Source organism: Methylobacterium guangdongense (assembly GCF_038442355.1).
Taxonomy (GTDB): Bacteria; Pseudomonadota; Alphaproteobacteria; order Rhizobiales; family Beijerinckiaceae; genus Methylobacterium; species Methylobacterium guangdongense.
The window spans coordinates 208998-226461 of sequence record NZ_JBBXMX010000001.1; the positions used below are offsets into that span (position 1 = coordinate 208998).

Annotated in this window: 18 protein-coding genes; 9 read left to right on the forward strand and 9 right to left on the reverse strand. The window is 64.5% G+C overall.

Annotated elements, in window-relative coordinates; translation table 11 throughout:
* Nucleotides 1-78: 78 nt before the first annotated feature.
* Nucleotides 79-858 carry an EAL domain-containing protein gene (locus AAHG09_RS01040; protein ID WP_342104661.1) on the forward strand — a complete coding sequence of 260 codons (780 nt, stop codon included), beginning with the start codon at nucleotides 79-81 and terminating at the stop codon, nucleotides 856-858.
* 30 nt (nucleotides 859-888) lie between these two features.
* Here AAHG09_RS01040 and AAHG09_RS01045 read toward each other — a convergent pair whose 3' ends face one another.
* From AAHG09_RS01045 to rpsT, 4 genes are all read right to left on the reverse strand, one after another.
* A complete protein-coding gene (locus AAHG09_RS01045) occupies nucleotides 889-1395 on the reverse strand; it encodes a hypothetical protein (RefSeq protein ID WP_342104664.1) in 507 nt (168 codons plus the stop codon).
* A gap of 219 nt (nucleotides 1396-1614) precedes the next feature.
* A complete protein-coding gene (locus AAHG09_RS01050) occupies nucleotides 1615-2823 on the reverse strand; it encodes an acetyl-CoA C-acetyltransferase (protein ID WP_342104667.1) in 1209 nt (402 codons plus the stop codon).
* A gap of 319 nt (nucleotides 2824-3142) precedes the next feature.
* On the reverse strand, nucleotides 3143-4636 hold the full coding sequence (gene dnaA, locus AAHG09_RS01055; protein ID WP_342105446.1) for a chromosomal replication initiator protein DnaA: 1494 nt from the start codon (nucleotides 4634-4636) through the stop codon (nucleotides 3143-3145).
* A gap of 498 nt (nucleotides 4637-5134) precedes the next feature.
* Nucleotides 5135-5401 carry a 30S ribosomal protein S20 gene (rpsT, locus tag AAHG09_RS01060; RefSeq protein WP_342104670.1) on the reverse strand — a complete coding sequence of 89 codons (267 nt, stop codon included), beginning with the start codon at nucleotides 5399-5401 and terminating at the stop codon, nucleotides 5135-5137.
* A gap of 277 nt (nucleotides 5402-5678) precedes the next feature.
* Here rpsT and AAHG09_RS01065 point away from each other — a divergent pair, with 277 nt between their 5' ends.
* On the forward strand, nucleotides 5679-6758 hold the full coding sequence (locus AAHG09_RS01065) for a hypothetical protein (RefSeq protein ID WP_342104672.1): 1080 nt from the start codon (nucleotides 5679-5681) through the stop codon (nucleotides 6756-6758).
* A gap of 236 nt (nucleotides 6759-6994) precedes the next feature.
* Complete coding sequence (locus tag AAHG09_RS01070) at nucleotides 6995-7522, forward strand: hypothetical protein (RefSeq protein WP_342104675.1); 528 nt, start codon at nucleotides 6995-6997, stop codon at nucleotides 7520-7522.
* A gap of 462 nt (nucleotides 7523-7984) precedes the next feature.
* Here the strand turns inward: AAHG09_RS01070 and ccmB are convergent, their stop codons facing one another.
* Together ccmB and ccmA are read right to left on the reverse strand one after the other, a co-directional pair.
* Nucleotides 7985-8653, reverse strand: coding sequence for a heme exporter protein CcmB (ccmB, locus tag AAHG09_RS01075; RefSeq protein ID WP_342104677.1), 669 nt, complete (start codon nucleotides 8651-8653; stop codon nucleotides 7985-7987).
* Nucleotides 8650-9288 carry a heme ABC exporter ATP-binding protein CcmA gene (ccmA, locus tag AAHG09_RS01080; RefSeq protein ID WP_342105447.1) on the reverse strand — a complete coding sequence of 213 codons (639 nt, stop codon included), beginning with the start codon at nucleotides 9286-9288 and terminating at the stop codon, nucleotides 8650-8652. Before ccmA ends, ccmB begins: the two co-directional genes overlap by 4 nt.
* Before the next feature lie 102 nt (nucleotides 9289-9390).
* Between ccmA and AAHG09_RS01085 the strand changes: the two genes are divergently transcribed.
* Nucleotides 9391-9576 (forward strand): hypothetical protein, encoded by a 186-nt coding sequence (locus AAHG09_RS01085; RefSeq protein ID WP_342104680.1) that lies wholly within the window; start codon nucleotides 9391-9393, stop codon nucleotides 9574-9576.
* On the opposite strand, the gene AAHG09_RS01090 is transcribed toward AAHG09_RS01085, so the two are convergent.
* On the reverse strand, nucleotides 9577-10350 hold the full coding sequence (locus tag AAHG09_RS01090; RefSeq protein WP_342104682.1) for an RNA methyltransferase: 774 nt from the start codon (nucleotides 10348-10350) through the stop codon (nucleotides 9577-9579).
* A 194-nt stretch (nucleotides 10351-10544) separates the two neighbouring features.
* Between AAHG09_RS01090 and AAHG09_RS01095 the strand changes: the two genes are divergently transcribed.
* The 3 genes from AAHG09_RS01095 (at nucleotide 10545) to AAHG09_RS01105 (ending at nucleotide 14171) form a co-directional block, all read left to right on the forward strand.
* On the forward strand, nucleotides 10545-11759 hold the full coding sequence (locus AAHG09_RS01095) for an NADP-dependent isocitrate dehydrogenase (RefSeq protein ID WP_342104686.1): 1215 nt from the start codon (nucleotides 10545-10547) through the stop codon (nucleotides 11757-11759).
* Nucleotides 11760-12606: 847 nt separating this feature from the next.
* Complete coding sequence (locus AAHG09_RS01100; RefSeq protein WP_342104690.1) at nucleotides 12607-13725, forward strand: sensor histidine kinase; 1119 nt, start codon at nucleotides 12607-12609, stop codon at nucleotides 13723-13725.
* The gene (locus AAHG09_RS01105; protein ID WP_342104694.1) at nucleotides 13722-14171 is read left to right on the forward strand and encodes a response regulator; all 450 of its coding nucleotides are present in this window, start codon (nucleotides 13722-13724) and stop codon (nucleotides 14169-14171) included. The genes AAHG09_RS01100 and AAHG09_RS01105 overlap by 4 nt, the downstream gene beginning before the upstream one ends.
* Before the next feature lie 128 nt (nucleotides 14172-14299).
* Here the strand turns inward: AAHG09_RS01105 and AAHG09_RS01110 are convergent, their stop codons facing one another.
* Nucleotides 14300-14773, reverse strand: coding sequence for a VOC family protein (locus tag AAHG09_RS01110; protein WP_342104697.1), 474 nt, complete (start codon nucleotides 14771-14773; stop codon nucleotides 14300-14302).
* Between the two features lie 320 nt (nucleotides 14774-15093).
* On the opposite strand from AAHG09_RS01110, the gene AAHG09_RS01115 reads away from it, so the two are divergent.
* Together AAHG09_RS01115 and AAHG09_RS01120 are read left to right on the forward strand one after the other, a co-directional pair.
* Complete coding sequence (locus tag AAHG09_RS01115) at nucleotides 15094-15762, forward strand: C39 family peptidase (protein WP_342104699.1); 669 nt, start codon at nucleotides 15094-15096, stop codon at nucleotides 15760-15762.
* 149 nt (nucleotides 15763-15911) lie between these two features.
* Nucleotides 15912-16418, forward strand: coding sequence for a C39 family peptidase (locus AAHG09_RS01120; RefSeq protein ID WP_342104702.1), 507 nt, complete (start codon nucleotides 15912-15914; stop codon nucleotides 16416-16418).
* A gap of 565 nt (nucleotides 16419-16983) precedes the next feature.
* Here AAHG09_RS01120 and AAHG09_RS01125 read toward each other — a convergent pair.
* The gene (locus AAHG09_RS01125; RefSeq protein ID WP_342104704.1) at nucleotides 16984-17421 is read right to left on the reverse strand and encodes a DUF3429 domain-containing protein; all 438 of its coding nucleotides are present in this window, start codon (nucleotides 17419-17421) and stop codon (nucleotides 16984-16986) included.
* Between the last annotated feature and the right edge of the window lie 43 nt (nucleotides 17422-17464).

The following is a 17464-nucleotide window of genomic DNA, read 5'->3' on the forward strand; positions in this document are numbered from 1 at the left end:
CCAAAGCGATCACGTTAAGGTTGTGTAGACCACCGTCGGGCACGGTCTCCCACGCGGGGGCACCGACGAAAGCCAGCCATGACGAAGGAAACCGGGTGCCGCGCCTGCCGCGCCGGCGCCGCCCTCGACTTCGACTTCTCGATGGCCTTCCAGCCGATCGTGGATCTCGGTACGGGCGCGGTCTGGGCCTACGAGGCCCTGGTGCGCGGCCCGAACGGAGAGCCCGCCCCGACAATCCTCAGCAGGGTGACGGAGGAGAATCGGTACCAGTTCGATCAGGCTGCCCGGGTCCGGGCGATCGAACTCGCCGGCCGGCTGTTCCCACGGGATAGCGGGACCCGTCTCTCGATCAACTTCATGCCGAACGCCGTGTACGAGCCGGTCGCCTGCATCCGCGCGTCCCTCGAAGCGGCGCGGCGCGTCGATTTCGAAGACAAGCGCCTGATGTTCGAATTCACCGAGCAGGAGCGCTTCCGCGACATCGCGCATCTCCAGCGCATCGTCGCCGCCTACCGGAAGCAGGGCTTCCTGACCGCCCTTGACGATTTCGGCGCCGGCTTCGCGGGCCTCAGCCTGCTGGCGAACTTCCGCCCCGACCTGATCAAGATCGACATGGACCTGCTGCGCGGCCTCGACACCGATGCCGGGCGCCACGCCATCGTATCGGGCGTCGTCGCGATCGCGCGGACGCTCGGCGTGACGGTTCTCGCCGAGGGCATCGAGACCGCGGCGGAACGCGAGGCCCTGCGCGCCCTCGGGATCACCCTGATGCAGGGCTATCACTTCGCCAAGCCGATGCTGGAGGCGCTGCCCCCGGTCGCCGGCTTCGCGCCGACGGTCGCCGCGCGCGCGGCCTGAGGCCAGCCGGGGGCGCGCGGCGGCCATCGCCTACTTCGGAGCCGGGGCGGGCGCCGCGGCCGGCGGCAGCGGCGGGTCACCGGGCTTCGGCGTGTTGTCGGTCGCAGAGGCTACCGCCAGCATGTTGAGCAGCTTGGTAACCGAATTCTGCGAGATCGCCGTCACCGAGGATTTCGGATCGGCGTTCATGGTCTGGAACTTGAGGTAGGTCGGATCGGAATAGATCTCGTCGAGATGCTTCAGCTCCGCCAGGCTGAACTTCTCGGCATATTCCTTCGACAACCCCTCGACCATGATCCCGCGCTGCTTCTCGAACTCGTCGGTGAGTTCCTTACGCACGGCCTCGGCGCGGGCCTCCGGCATCGGCGCGACGGTCTTCTCCAGCGCGACGTTGAAGCCGGTCTGCAGGTTCTTGATCAGGGTCTTGTTCACGAGGCTCGTGGCGGCGGCAACGCGGTCCGCCGCATCGTCGGCGTGGGCGGCGACGGGCAGGCTCAAGGTGACGCCGAGGCACAGCGTCGCGATCAGGCGGTTCAAGGGCTTATCTCCCATGGTCTTATCGTCCGGCCCGGATGCGGGCCGATCGTCGCCCGCGCCTCTACAGCATCGTGCCGGGGATCGGAACCGTCACGATGCTGTAGAGGGTTGTGGCGCATCGTCTTTTGCCGAAAGCCGGCACCCACCTTCGGGACGATGCGCGCCAGCGTTCCCGGCCTTTGGGGAGCGGCGGCACGTCGCTCCCGGACGGGGCCGCGGTCAAACCCGCTCGATGATCGTGGCCGTGCCCATGCCGGCGCCGATGCACAGGGTGACCAGCGCGCGCTCCTTGCCGGTCCGCTCCAGCTCGTCGAGCGCCGTGCCGAGGATCATCGCGCCCGTCGCGCCAAGCGGATGGCCCAGCGCGATGGCGCCGCCATTGACGTTGACCGCCTCCGGATCGAGATCGAAAGCCTGGCAGAAGCGCAGGACGACGGCCGCGAAGGCCTCGTTCACCTCGAACACGTCGATGTCCGACAGACTCATGCCCGCCTTGGCCAGGACCTTCCGGGTGACGTCCACCGGGCCGGTGAGCATCAGGGCCGGGTCGGAGCCGATATTGGCGAAGGCCCGGATCCGCGCCCGCGGGCGCAGGCCCGCGGCCTCGCCGGCCGCCTTCGAGCCGACCAGCACGGCGGCTGCCCCGTCCACGATACCGGAGGAATTGCCCGCGTGGTGGACGTGGTTGACCGCCTCGACGTCGGGATGCGCGTCGGTCGCCACCGCGTCGAAGCCGCCCATCTGGCCCATCTGCACGAAGGACGCCTTCAGCGCCGCGAGCGACTGCATGTCGGTGCCGGGGCGCATGTGCTCGTCGCGGTCGAGCAGGGTGATGCCGTTCACGTCGCGCACCGGCACCACGGAGCCGTTGAACAGCCCCTCCCCCCAGGACTTGGCCGCCCGCTCCTGGGAGCGGACCGCGTAGGCGTCGCAATCGTCCCGGGTAAAACCGTACTTGGTGGCGATCAGATCGGCCGAGACGCCCTGCGGCATGAAGTAGGACTTGATGGCGATCGCCGGATCGACCGGCCACGCACCGCCCGACGCGCCGATGCCGATGCGGCTCATCGACTCGACGCCGCCGCCCACCGCCATCTCGTGCTGGCCGCTCATGACCTGCGCGGCCGCGAAATTCACCGCGTCGAGGCCGGAGGCACAGAACCGGTTGATCTGCACCCCGGGAACCTGGGCCCCGTAATCCGCCACGAGGGCCGCCGCCCGGGCGATGTCGCCGCCCGCCTCGCCCACCGGATCGACACAGCCCAGCACGACATCGTCGACCAGGCCGGTATCGAGCTTGTTGCGGTCCTTGAGGGCGCGCAGCGCCGTCTCGGCGAGGCGCAGGGCCGTGACCTCGTGCAGGGAGCCATCCGCCTTGCCGCGCCCGCGAGGCGTGCGCACGTGGTCGTAGATGAAGGCGTCCGTCATCAGCACTCCCCGGGGTGTCGGTCCTCGCCTTGAGCCCTGCCCGATCGCCCTGCAATCGCGCACGACTCCAAGTCTGCGTCGTGACGCGCTCTCCGACGCCGAACCGGCGTCCACTTCGGCGGAGAGCGCTCCAGCGGCGACGCGGCCTTACAGGGCCGTTTCGGCTCGCGCCAGTGTGCCACGGCGCGCGCGCCCTCGGCCAGCCCCAGTCGCGGGGGCCGGCGGAGGGCGCGTGACAGCACGACGGATGATGCGGCGATCCCCTCGGAGGCAGGCAGAGCCCCGGCCGGCACGCGTCCGGCCGGGGCCCGGGGACCGGCTAGTCCTGCAGCATGCGCTTCAGCAGCTCGACCTCGTCGCCGAGCACCGTATCCTCGCCGATCTGCTTCTCGATCTTGCGGACGGCATGGAGCACCGTGGTGTGGTCGCGTCCGCCGAAGCGGCGGCCGATCTCCGGCAGGGAGCGCAGCGTCAGCACCTTCGACAGGTACATGGCGATCTGGCGCGGCTTGACCACGGCGGCCGTCCGGCGCTCCGACAGGATATCCGACCGCGAGACATTGTAGCGCGAGGCCACCAGCTTCTGGATGTCCTCGATCTTGATGCGCTTCGGCTCGCGGTTCTTCACGAGATCGCGGATCGCGGCCTCGGCGGTCTCCATCGTCACCGCGGTGCCGGTGAGCGTGGCGTGCGCCAGAAGACGGTTCACGGCGCCCTCCAGGTCGCGGCCGTTGGCGGTGATCGCCCGGGCCACGTAGGACGCCACCTGCGGCGAGACGTCGAACCCCGGATGCGAGGCCCGCACGGCGGCGAGCCGCGCCGACAGGATCGAGACCCGCAGCGCCTCGTCAAGGGCGGTGATCTCGACCACGAGGCCGCCGCCGAGGCGCGAGCGGACCCGCTCGTCCAGCGCCTCCAGCTCGGTCGGCGGCCGGTCCGAGGCGACCACGACCTGCCGGCCGGCATCGATCAGGGCGTTGATCGTGTGGCCGAACTCGGCCTGGATCGACTTGCCCTGGATGAACTGGACATCGTCGAGGATCAGCAGGTCGATGCCGCGCAGGCGCTCCTTGTAGGCCAGCGCCGACTGCGTCTTCAGGGCGTTGACGAAGCCGTACATGAACCGATCGGCCGTCAGGTAGATCACCCGGCGCCCGGCCTCCCGGGCGGCGTGGCCGATCCCGTGCAGCAGGTGCGTCTTGCCGAGGCCCACGCCGGCATGGAGGTAGAGCGGGTTGTAGAGGGCCCCCTCCCCCTGGTGCGCGGCGACCCGCTCGGCGGCGGCGTGCGCCAGGGCGTTGGAGCGGCCGATCACGAAGCTCGCGAAGGTCAGGCGCCCATCGAGCGGCGTCCCGCTGAGATCGCCGCCGGCCTCCGTGGCCGGGCGGGGCTCCGGCGCGACGGCGGCGACCGGGGCGGGCGTTCCGGTGGCGTGCAGCCGGGCCAGCGGCCCGCTGGCGGGGTTGGGCTTGGCCGCCCCCGTGGCGACCGTGCGGACCGGGGCGCCGGAACCGCGCACGCCGACCTCGATGCGCGCGATCTCCTCGACTTCCGCCTTGAACGTATTGAGCACGCGGTCGAGGTAGTGGGACTCGATCCAGCTCTTAAGGAAGCGGGTCGGCACCGTGAGACGGGCCGTGCCACCCGCGACGGCCTCCAGTTCGAGCCGGGCGAACCAGCTCGCGAAGACGTCCTCGCCAAGCTCGGCGCGGAGGCGGCGCTTCACGCGCGCCCAGGCGGATCCATAGTCCATGGTGCTGCCGCCGTTGCGGCCGCCATCGTCGTCGCTCGCCACCGTTCCGTCGACACGCATCATTGGCTCTCCCGACGCTGCCCCGGTCTCCCGCAGGCCGCGCCTACGCACGATTTACGCTCACAGAGTCCCGCCAGAACGGGCGGGACAGAGTCCCCCGAACGGAGTCAAGCCCATTGCGAGGAACTTTTGCCGATTGGGAGAGCCTATCAACAATTACCTACGGTTCCTTTAACAGTGGGACTTGTGGGGATGGCGGAGATTCCCATCCGAAAGTCTTTCCGAGGGCGACGAGCGATCCCGCTAGAGTCTTGGCGAATCGGAATGATTCGCCGGAATCTCGAATTGGCTGCGTTTTGCTTGATCGCCGTCAGGTTTTGTTAAGCTACACGGCGCGCCGAGACTCTGCAATGTCGCCGATTCTTGAACAGGGTTAATGCTTCCGGACCGGCCGGCCCCGGGCGCGGTCGGCGGGCCCTGGTGTCGACCGGATAGCGGGCAAGAAAAAAGCCCGGCTCATGGAGCCGGGCTTCAAACCGTCTGTAAGGTGCGGGTCGCTTAGGCGGCCAGCGCCTTCACCCGGGCGGCGAGGCGCGAGACCTTCCGCGAGGCGTTGTTCTTGTGAACGATGCCGTGCTGGGCGGCGCGCATCATCTCGGGCTCGGCGGCGCGGAGCGCGGCGAGCGCGTCCTGCTGGTTGCCGGTGGCGATGGCCTCCTCGACCTTGCGGACGAAGGTGCGCATGCGCGAGCGGCGCGAGCGGTTGACCGCCGTGCGCTTGGCGATCTTGCGGGTCATTTTCTTGGCCGAAGCGGTGTTGGCCATGGAATCCTCGTTCTCTTCGTCGGGCGATGCCGACGGGCCGGGATGGCCGGAGATCGGTCGTCGCGTCAGGTTGTCTGGCGATGGCCGAGACGCAGCGCGCGCGAAAGCGCGGCCCCTCGGCGAAGCGGTCTCTATAGTGAGGGGTGCGCGCTGCGTCAACGCGGAACGGCCGGATACAGCCCGATCGGGCGGCACGTCCTAGAACTTGACATTTTTCCTAAATTCCTGCTTTGTTCCATACAGGCCGCGGCAAAGCGGTCTAGCGGAGCGAAGCCCCATGCGTGACGTGTCTCGAGCGCACAGCGAAGCGATCGTTCTGCGCCATGTTCTGGCCGGCCTCGCGCTGGAGACCAAGCTGATCCGCCTGCAGCAGCAGCTCCAGATCAAAAATTGGGAGACGCAGCCGCGCGCTCCGGCGGGACAGCCCAACGGCGGCGAGTGGGTGGCGGCTCCCATCGGTGCTCAGTGGGCCTCGTTTCGAGAGGATCGGCCCGGCGGACCGTCCCTCCAGGACCCGCCACCGCTCACGGCGAGCGCAACCCTGGAGGATGGGACGCGCGTCCTGTCGATCCGCGTCCATGCGAAGCGAAAGCCGTTCGACGAACAACATACTGTCACCGCGCCGGACGGCGAAAGCCGGGTCTTCGAGACATCCGGGGAAACGCAGACGGTTCGCGACGGCAAAACGGGCGAGATTCTATCGCGGACGACCTTTACGCCGACCGGTCTCGTCGCTGAGCCAATCGTTCAACAAGCCTTTGCCCCCGCCCTGCCGCTGATCGCCGCCCCCGTCATCGCAACCTTCGAGCTTGGGTTGCAGCTCCTGACGTACCTCTCCGCTCGTGAGGATGGGTATGGCACCGTTCTAGGGCTTACAGCGCAGGAATATAAGTTTGGTGACGATCCGCAGATGAATATGCCGATGTGGATCGGCCGGCTCAGCCAAGCTCAATTGGATAACGTCTGCCCAAGAGCTGGGGAAGTACAGGCCATCGTGGACGAAGTAACTGCGCGTGTGAAAGCGCGCGGTGGTTACGCAAATGCGACCCAGCTGGGTACCATGATCCATATTGAGATCGCCCGCATCATCAACAGGAAGAACGATCCAAATTTTGTTGCAGAACTCATTCTAGCTGACTTGGATGATAAAGGAAAGATGATACTACTTGGCAGCAAGAGATCCGACGTATTTGAACGGCCTCGAATCGACACCGCGTGTATCTATGATCCAAAAACCGGACGGGAGGGATGGACACCCAAACAGGCCGTTGCGTCCATCATGGCTGCAAAACGCAAATTTCCCGAGGTGGTACGATTTATCATGATACAAGTGAGACCCAGGAAATGGCCAAATTAACTCGTACGTCAGCCCAACAAATTCGAGCGTTGTCTGCTCCGTTGATCGATCGAAACCCCGATATTGCTTTCACGGGGGGCAAGTTTCTATGCCTCCAAGGCGTCGGGCATATCGCTAGGCAGATTCGAATCTATGATCGCCCGAGTCGTGGATACTTCACGCTAGAGTGGAGGCTCACGGAGCTATATATCCGCGGGGACAAATTCGACTTTGGAGGTTATGGTCGATCAATCGGTATGATCGGTCGATCGCGTCCGTTCATGCCTGCTGGCGAGGATGGCGTCTGGGACTGGGACGACCCGACCATCGCTGAAAATTTCGTCGATCAAATTGAAACCGCGGTCCTTCCGTTTCTCAGATCTCTTGACACAATCGACAAGCTTTTGACATTTATTTTATCCCAAGAAATGCGAGGTTATAGCTTCTGTAAAGATCATATCTGGATGTGCCTCACAAACGTAGCGCTCGGTGAACTTGCGATTGCCAGGAAACATTGGGATCTGATAACCCCGAGCTTCAGGGAGCGATACGAGAAGCAAAAAGCGATCGCTGGCGAGCCGATGTCAGATTATCTCCGGAGTTGGGTTGCGGTGGGGGAAGCCTTGTTGGCCGGTGATCACATGACTTTGGCGAGGCTTCTCTGGGAGAACGAGCGCACTGAAGCAGATCGTTTCAAACTCGGCCGGCATTGGCAGCCGACGGCGTTCCCATTTCAGCGAGCGAAAACGCCGATTGCGCTCACCGACATTCCCAACCAACGATAATCGGAATCGGGACGGACTTCATCTCGATTGCTTGCAGGGCGACCACAACTGGAAGAGTGGCGAGGCGAACACAATAGAGCGGTCGGAAAGTAACGGCAAGCTAAACGCTCGCTATGATTCCTGTTTTGCCCGCGTGAATAGCGTCAACTCGCCGAGGAGGAACAGGCGTGGGAAGTCATACGATCTTTGACGTACTAAAAACTTTGGAGAGAGCGAGAATTTCCTTCCGGCTCGCGCGGGATCGGCCGGATACGATCAGGGTCGACGCAACGCTCTACGGATTGCGCCTCGAAATCGAGTGCTTCGACGACGATCACGTCGAGGTATCGACCTTCCGAGGCACCGAAGACATCGATGGATAATACGACTATCTGCTCAAGATATTAGCGGATAATCCGCTGGATTAGAGGTCTGAACTGTGATGCGACGATCTCCGGCCCGACGGCGCTCGATCGTCAAGCCTCACTCCGGCCAGCGCAAGGCCGCCGCCGCCGCCAGCGTCCCGACCACGGCGGCGATCAGCGTCAGCGCGGCCAGCACCGCCAGCGGCACGAGGAACGGCACCGTCCCCCCGCTCGCCGCCTGGGCGGCCGAGACGCCGAAAATCAGCGTCGGGATCATCAGCGGCAGCACCAGCACCGCCAGAATCAGCCCGCCCCGGCGAATCGAAGCCGTGAGCGCCGCGCCCACGGCACCGATGAAGCTGAGCGCCGGCGTCCCGGCGAGCAGCGTCAGGGACGTGGCGCCCATGGCGGTGCCGTCGAGGGCGACCAGCAAGCCGAAGAGCGGCGCGGCCAGCGCGAGGGGCAGGCCGGTGGTCAGCCAGTGCGCCGTCACCTTGCCCAGCACCACCAGTTCGAGCGGCACCGGCGCGGCGGTCATCAGGTCGAGGGAGCCGTCCTCCTCGTCGGCCTGGAACAAACGGTCGAGGCCGATCAACGTCGCCAGCACGGCGGCGAGCCAGAGGATCGCCGGGCCGATCCGCGACAGCAGGTTGAGATCGGGCCCGAGGGCGAACGGCACCAGGGCGACGATCATCAGGAAGAATACCAGCGACAGGGCGCCGGACCCGCCGACGCGGCCCGACAGCCGCAGGTCGCGGGCGATGAGGGCGAGAACCGCGCGGATCACGCCCACTCCTCCAGCACGTCCGCCGCGGGGGCCGCCGCGGCCGTCTCGATGCGCAGTTCGGCGGCGTCCGTGAGCCCGAGCGCCTGGTGCGTCGCCGCGATCACAAGGCCGCCCTCGGCCCGGTGTGTCGCCATCAGCCCGGCGAGCACGGCCTGCGAAGCCGTGTCGAGGGCGGCCGTCGGCTCGTCGAGCAGCCAGAGCGGCCGGGCGCAGACGAGGAGCCGCGCCAGCGCCACCCGCCGCCGCTGGCCGGCCGAGAGATAGGCCACCGGCAGATCGTGGGCATGGCCGAGGCCGAGCCGCTCCAGGGCGTCCCCGGGCGACAGGCGCGGCGCCCCCAGAAGACGCTGGGCGAACAGCAGGTTCTCCCCCGCGGTGAGTGAGCTCTTCAGGCCGTCGCGATGGCCGACCACGTGCAGGCATTCCGGCAGACTCGCCTCGCCGACATCGGCGATGTCGATCCGCCCGGCATCCGGCCGCAGCCGGCCGGACAGGATCGCGAGCAGGCTCGACTTGCCGGCGCCGTTGCGGCCCGTCACCGCCAGGGCATCGCCCGGCCCGAGGACGAAGGACAGGTTGGCGAAGATGCGGCGGCCGGAGCGGCGGCAGGCCAGATTGTCCACGCTCAGCCGCACCCGATCCCCCGCCCGTCCCGTTCCGCCCTCCATGCCCGATTGCGCCGTGGAACGGAACCGCACGGCTCAGCTGGGCTTTCGTTCCGAAACGGAGGATTGCCGATGCACGAGGCAAGGAACCCGAGCGAGGCGGACGTCGCCGCGACGCCCGACGCGGTCGCCGGCCGTGCCAAGGTCGAGGCGCGCATGGCCGCGTGCACACCGGAAGAACAGGCCGCGTTCTGGGACGCGGTCGGGCGCTGCTTCGGCGGCGGCAAGCCGCCGGAGATGAAGCCGGCCGGCGATTGATCAGGTGCCCTTCCGGGTGAGCGCCCGCAGGGCACCGCGGAAGGTGCGGACATCCTGCTCGGTCATCCCCATCCGGTGGAGCATGTCGCGCATGTTGCGGGCGATGATGTCGCGCTTCTCCGGCGGATAGAAGCCGGCCCCGTCGAGGGCGGCCTCCAGGCTGCCGAACAGCGCGACCAGCGCCTCGCGGGTCGCCGGCGGCGAAAGCAGCTCCCCCGAGAATGGCAGCTTGGCCCGGCCGCTCGCCTGACGCCACGCGTAGCCGACGAGCAGCACCGCCTGGGCGAGGTTGAGCGACGGAAAATCCGGCGAGACCGGAAACGTCACGATGGCGTCGGCCAGCGACACCTCCTCGTTGGTGAGCCCGACCCGCTCGCGGCCGAACATCACGGCGGTCCGCTGCCCTTCCCGGGCGACGAGTTCGGCCATGGCGTCATCGGGGGCGAAGACGCGCTTCATCTGCCCGCGCTCGCGCGCCGTGGTGGCCAGCACGTAGTGGCAATCCGCGATGGCCTCGGCGACGCTGCCGAAGATCGTCGCCCGGTCGAGGACATGCGTCGCGCCGGAGGCCGCCTCGCGCACGCCCTTCTTGGGCCAGCCGTTCTTCGGATTGACGAGGCGCAGCTCGGACAGGCCGAAATTCGCCATGGCGCGGGCCGTCATGCCGATATTCTCGGCGAGCTGCGGTTCCACCAGGATCACCGTGGGGGCGATTCCCGGCGGCAGTTCTGTGACCTTCCTGGGGGCATCGCCCGCTGCGTCTCGGCTCGTCATGCCGGCCGTCTGGCATGGCCGGCCCTCGCCCGTCGAGGGCCGGGTGACGAAGCGGCCCGGATGACAGCCCGCGCCTTCCGTCGCCGGAAGGGCCGCGCTATGTCGCGGGGCGAATTCCAGCCCGGGCCACCCGGGCGCACGACCGCACGGCCCTTGCATGCCGTGCGCGGGGACAACGCGGAAGGCATCTGTCCATGGCGAAGATCAAGGTAGCGAACCCCGTCGTCGAGCTCGACGGCGACGAGATGACCCGGATCATCTGGGCCGAGATCAAGAACAAGCTGATCCATCCCTATCTCGACGTCGATCTCGAGTACTACGACCTCGGCGTCGAGCACCGCGACGCCACCAACGACAAGGTGACGGTCGATGCCGCCGAGGCGATCAAGCGCCACGGTGTCGGCGTGAAGTGCGCCACCATCACCCCCGACGAGCAGCGGGTCCAGGAATTCGGCCTCAAGGAGATGTGGCGCTCGCCCAACGGCACGATCCGCAACATCCTGGGTGGCGTGATCTTTCGCGAACCCATCATCTGTAAGAACGTGCCGCGGCTCGTGCCCGGCTGGACCCAGCCCTTCGTGATCGGCCGTCACGCCTACGGCGACCAGTACCGCGCCACGGACTTCAAGGTGCCCGGCAAGGGCCGGCTGACCATCAAGTTCGAGGGCGATGACGGCACGGTCATCGAGAAGGAGGTGTTCAAGTTCCCCGAGGCCGGCGTCGCCATGTCGATGTACAACCTCGACCAGTCGATCATCGACTTCGCCCGCGCCTCGATGAACTACGGGCTCGCGCGCAAGTACCCGGTCTACCTCTCGACCAAGAACACCATCCTCAAGGCCTATGACGGCCGGTTCAAGGACCTGTTCCAGAAGGTCTACGAGGAGGAGTTCGAGGCGAAGTTCAAGGCGCTCGGCATCACCTACGAGCACCGCCTGATCGACGACATGGTGGCCTCGTGCCTCAAGTGGTCGGGCGGCTACGTCTGGGCCTGCAAGAACTATGACGGCGACGTGCAGTCCGACACGGCCGCGCAGGGCTTCGGCTCGCTCGGCCTGATGACCTCCGTGCTGATGACGCCGGACGGCCAGACCGTGGAGGCCGAGGCCGCCCACGGCACCGTCACCCGCCACTACCGCGAGCACCAGAAGGGCCGCGAGACCTCGACCAACTCGATTGCCTCGATCTTCGCCTGGACCCGCGGCTTGACGCACCGAGCCAAGCTCGACGGCAACGACGATCTGGCGAAGTTCTCCGCCACCCTGGAGAAGGTCTGCGTCGACACGGTCGAGGCGGGCTTCATGACCAAGGATCTGGCGCTCCTCGTCGGGCCCGAGCAGAAGTGGCTCTCGACCACGGGCTTCCTCGACAAGGTCGACCAGAACCTGAAGACCGCCATGGGTGCGTGAGGCTGGCGCACCGCGACGGTAGATGTGGCGGGCGTCCTCCGGGGCGCCCGCCGTTTCCTTTAAGGAGCCGATTTGCGCGTTCGGCAGCGCGCTCAGGCCTGTTAATCGAAGCCGTCGCAGCAAGCGGTCTGCTGGGAGCGGCGCCTGAGTTCGGGCACGTCAAATCGGTCGAGGGGCAGCTTTCGACCCCAACCGGACGCCGCGACAATCCCAACTGGAGCGCTCTCCGCCGAAGTGGACACCGGTTCGGCGCAAGAGAGCGCGTTGAAACAAAGGCTTAGAGCCGCGCACGATTGCAACGCGATCGGGCACGGCTCTAAGTGCCCATAGCGGGGACCCGCTGCCGTGCGGTCGCGGGTCTGCTGGAGCGAAGGTACAGATCAGTAGCCGTAAGAATGAACCGTCTACGGCGATGGCTCATCCTTGTTCCGCGCTTTTGTATGGGCACGCAACGCCGCCAGGACGTCCATTTCGCGACACAGGACCTGCTCGGTTTCGTCAGTATCCTGTCCGTGAAGGATCCTATTCATCAGCAGGGCCGTGTGAGCCCCCGCCCGGGCCTCCGCGGCGATGATGGCGACACGAAAACGCAATCGTTGGGTTTTGGAAATCATTACACGCAACGACGGTGTGGAGGCCGGGTCGGGCCGGCAAATAGACGACCAACTGCCGACATCCAAGCCTCGCGTGAAGCCACTGTGTTCGGGGTATGGAACAACCCTTCCGTCAGCGCATTGGCAGGCTCGGCCTTGTGGCGCCTGCCGCAACGCGGCATGCGAGATGCACGATCCCAACGGTTCGTTGGTCCCCGTTCTTTTTGACAACCCCGCTGTGAAGGGTCGTATCAGTGCCGCATACTCGGCAGCCGCTGCAATCTGTTCCCGCCGCCAGTACACCTCTCGTGAGTCTCAGGCCCGGTGCCGGCCAACTATTCGAGACCGAGCGGCGCCTCAATGCCGTGCTCAACAACGCCTCGGTCTCCATCTTCCTGATGGATGACCGGCAGCACTGCATCTACATGAACCGCGCCGCCGAGCAGCTGACCGGCTGGACGCTCGACGAGGTTCTGGAGCGCGACTGCCCGCTGCACGACATCGTGCACCACACCTACCCGGACGGCCGGCCGTTCCCGCTGGCGGAATGTGCGATCGACCGCGCCTTCCCGGAGAACAACCAAGAGCGTGGCGAGGAGGTTTTCGTTCACAGGGACGGGCATTTTTATCCGGTCGGCTTCACGGCCAGCCCGATCCGGGACGACGCGGCCAACATCATCGGCACGATCATCGAGGTCCGCGACATCAGCGAGGAAAAGGCCGCGGCCGAGCGCCAGCGCCTGCTGATCAACGAGCTGAACCACCGGGTGAAAAACACCCTGGCCACGGTCCAATCGATCGCCGCGCAGACGTTCCGCGGCCAGACCGACCAAGCCGCGCGGGCTGTGTTCGACGCCCGCATGGCTGCGCTGTCGACCGCCCATAACGTGCTCGTCGAGGACAACTGGGAGAGTGCCAGCCTGCGCAGCGTGGTTGAGCGCGCGCTTGCACCGCACCTCTTGGCGGAGGTCGACGTTAACCGCTTCGTGTTAAGCGGACCGGATGCACGCCTGCACCCCAAGGTCGCTGTAACTCTGGCCATGGCGCTGCACGAGCTGATGACCAACGCCGCCAAATACGGGGCTCTATCGGTCCCTGAGGGCCGGGTCGCGGTGACGTGGTCCCTGCAGGCCTTGGACGATGGCCGCGAGCAGCTTGATCTCGCATGGGAAGAGCGCGGCGGCCCGCCGGTCACTCCGCCAACACGCAGAGGCTTCGGCTCCCGGCTCATCGAGCGGCAGCTTCCGATGGAGTTCGACGGCAACGCGGCTATCACGTTCGCGCCGAGCGGTGTCGTCTGCCGGCTGGAGATCCCATTGACCCAGCTCGGCTGGGTCGGCCAGGAGACACTGAAAGGGCATCCTGCCCGATGAGTTTGCTGGAAGGGCGCCGCGTTCTGCTGGTCGAGGACGAGAGCCTCGTGGCCATGCTCGCGGAGGACATGCTGCTCGACCTCGGCTGCGAGGTCGTGGTGGCCATGCGCCTCGACAAGGCCTTGGATCATGTCCGCGCCGGGAACTTCGACTTGGCCGTGCTGGACGTCAACCTGGGCGACGCCCGCAGCTATCCGGTGGCCGACCTGCTGTCAGAGCGCTGCACGCCGTTCCTGTTCGCGACCGGCTACGGCACGCAGGGGTTGGAGGAAGCGTATCGGTCAGCCCCGGTGCTTCAGAAGCCTTATCAAGCGGCGCCGCTGGCGCATCTGCTAACACAGCTCCTCACTTGCGAAGCGCCGATGTGGGGCCGCGCCGACGAGAAAGCCGCGGCGTGCGCCTGCCACCGGCCGAAAGGGGAACCCTCCGGAGCGGAGCCTTTCTAGGCCGACCCTGTCCGCTGACGACCCAACCCGGTCGCCTGCATCGCCATGTAGGCTTCCCATAAGTATCCACTCGATGTTTATCGGGCGACTTGGGCGTGTTGTGGCAAGCGGTCCGCTGCCTGGCGGGATCAGCGATTGTGGGCTGTAGCTGGCGGCTGCATGAACTCGATCGTCGCGCCGTCAGGACCAACGGCGTAGATCACCCGGGTTCCGGCCCGCGCACCGCTTGCAATCGGCTGCGGAATCCCTTGCGCCTTCCAGCCGTAGGCGGCGATCCGCACCAGGAGCGCGTCGATGTCATCGACGACAAGGGCCAGATGCGCGAAGCCAGGGTCGAACGGCTTGGCTGGCTCGCTTGGTCGCTCCAGACCCTGATACTCCAGGAGTTCGATCGTCTGGTCCGGCAGCGAAACGATTGCCATGCGCACCTTCGCGCCATGCGCTCCGGTCACTTGACCAAGGAACTCTCCGCCCATCTCGCCCGTCCGCACAAGCCGCGCGCCGAGCCCATCGACCCAGAACCGAAGCGCCTCGTCGAGGGAAGCGACCGCAAAGCCGACATGATCGGCGCGCCGTACGTGGATGCCTGTGTGTTCCGTCATGCGGGATGATCTAGCGGCAAACGGCCCATTCGTCCGCAGCGGGTCGTGCCCGGTCCTTCGGCAGAGCAGTCGGTCTGATCGCGACCCGTTGCAGACGGAACCCCCAGGCGCATCGGCATCCGTAAAGCAGACGTACTCAGCGCGTGCAAAATTTCGTGTCAGGGTAGACCGCTATACGCCAAGCTCCTGGCCCTGCTATGAGCTGTTAAAATTGACATCCGGCGGAGTATGAAAATTTAACGCCACGTAGCGCAATGATCGACAATCTTATATCTATGCGGTTTTCGGGCAGAGATCGCCTATTTTGAAGACAAGCTGTGATGATTGCTAATTCCGTAAATACTCGGCTTCTAGCGAAGGTTGCCCATATTCTGGCCGCCCTCCTCGTATCAAGTATCGTGGTTCAATCAAACTCAGCTTCAGCAGAGACAGCAGGCACAGTCAAATCGACAAAAGGCCATCTAGCAAAGATTGATCTAAAGATCGGGTTTATTCGGCAAGAAAGACTGCTTGGCGTACCCACGTCTGCGGCGATAATCATGAGATACTATGGAGATGAGCAACCGCCCCGCAAGTTAAAGAAGTTGTCTCGCGGCGCAGTTTATGTGCCATCAGAGCCGTTTGATGATTTTTCAATTACGTTCTACCGCGACATTGTGAAAGCTGCTGCTGACCTCGGCTACAGTTGGCACGAGAAAGCTTTCGCAGACGATGCGTTTGGCTTTCAAAAAGGTTTGGAAACCATCAAGCGGGAACTCGAACATGGCCGCCCCCTCATGATTGATGTCAGCGCACCAGAGGGACACACAGTTGTTGTCTGTGGTTTCGACGAAACGCTGCAGTCCATTTTTGTGGTTGACCCCAACATCGCCGCGCCCGGTCGATACAGTATTAGCTATGACCGTCTGCGATCAATATGGAACGAGCATGCATTCAAGCGTAATTTTCGCAGCTTAGTCATTACTTCTCCCATCCCATATGTATCTTGATTGGCATGTTAGGCATAATTCAAAGTTTTGTCATAGGGATCGCATGCGTCATAGCATTAAGCTATGCGTGGCATCGATTGCCGGCAGCTTTTGCAAGCCAGAATGTAATTGGTCAATCCCCTCTGGCCTCAACGACTAACGACCTTGACGTGAAATATCTGCTTCAAGAAGACTTGTTGTGTGTGCCTACATCAGCCGCGATGATAATGGCCTTCTATGGCGACCGCCACTCCCCCAGAAAATTAAAGACTATGTCTCGCGGGATCGAATATTCTCTCTCGAAGCGATTCGACGATTTTACGATTACATATTACAGAGATATCATAAGAGCCGCGCGCGCCCTAGGGTATGAATGGCACGAGCAAATCTTTGAGGACAACGATTTGGGATTTCGGAGGGGTTTAGCTGTTGTGAAGGATGAAATCGTTCGTAGACATCCCGTCATGATCGATTTGAGCATGCCGGAGGGACATACTATCGTGATTACCGGCTTTGATGAGAGAACGCAGGCCATCAATGTCGTTGATCCGAATGCAAGTGCTCCAGGGCGATACTCGATCTCCTATGATGATCTTCAATCGATGTGGAATGAACATGCATTTAATGGAAATTTTCGAAGCCTTGTCACGACCTCACCGAGGAAGAGATCGCTTTAGCTTAACGGCTTCCGAGAGTGATTCATTGCAGTTGAAGGCGATGCAGGCTCCAGCTTCGTTCGTTTGAGACTAGGCTGAGAGTTGACGTCCGTTATTGTTGATCCGCTGCTTGAAACCGGACCGTCTTAAATCCACCCTTAGCAGCCCTTTAGCTCGGAGACAGTCTCACCTCCTGGTGTGTTTCATCCGATCCGTCATCAAGAGATAGCGTCCGCGCGAACGCTTGGACTTCGGCGAAACTTTCATCAGTATGCCAAGTCGCAAGGATACCAGAGTGGCCTCCAATGACTATTAATTCGTCAATAACGTCATGAACCCGCTCGCAATCTGGACTCATTACGCAAATCAATTGAACTTTATCACTGACACACGCCTCAACGAACGCTTCTAATGATGGATCGTCCCACGGTGGAGCATGGAGGATCACTTTCGCTGCGTATGACATGCAAACGATATAGCGGAGCTACTTAAGTCCGCAAACCACCCTTCTCGGACCTGCGGACAACCAAGCCAGTCGATCCAAGTCCGACAGGTCCCCAATTGACGCAACCGGTGCGTCTTCGCCTCAAGCCGCGACCAGCAGCGCAGCCCCGGCAACACCCGACAGCACCAGCCGCAGCCGCCCGAGCCAGAGCGGCGCGAGGCCCCGGCGGGGCAGATCCTGGTCGATCAGGCCCCAGGCGAGCACGAGCACGCCGAGGATCCGCAGATCCCACGGCGCCGGTGCCGCCATCGCGGCCCAGGCCACCAGGGAAGGAATGATCGCCACGAGGTAGTCGGCGTTGCCGGCGTTGCGCGCCGCGGCAGCCCCCCAGCGGATGCCGCCGAGGAACGAGGCGATCACCGCGCCATAGGCCGAGAGGATCGTCCGCGGCGCCAATCCGATACTGCTGAGACCGCCGTCACTGCCCGACACCGCCAGGGCCGCGAAACCCAGGAACGGGATCAGGCCGGCCACGCCGAGGACGAGGGCGCCGATCGGGATGGTGTTCCGGCGCGCCATCCATCCTCCGAGCAACGGCAAGGGCTGGCGATCTACGCGGCCC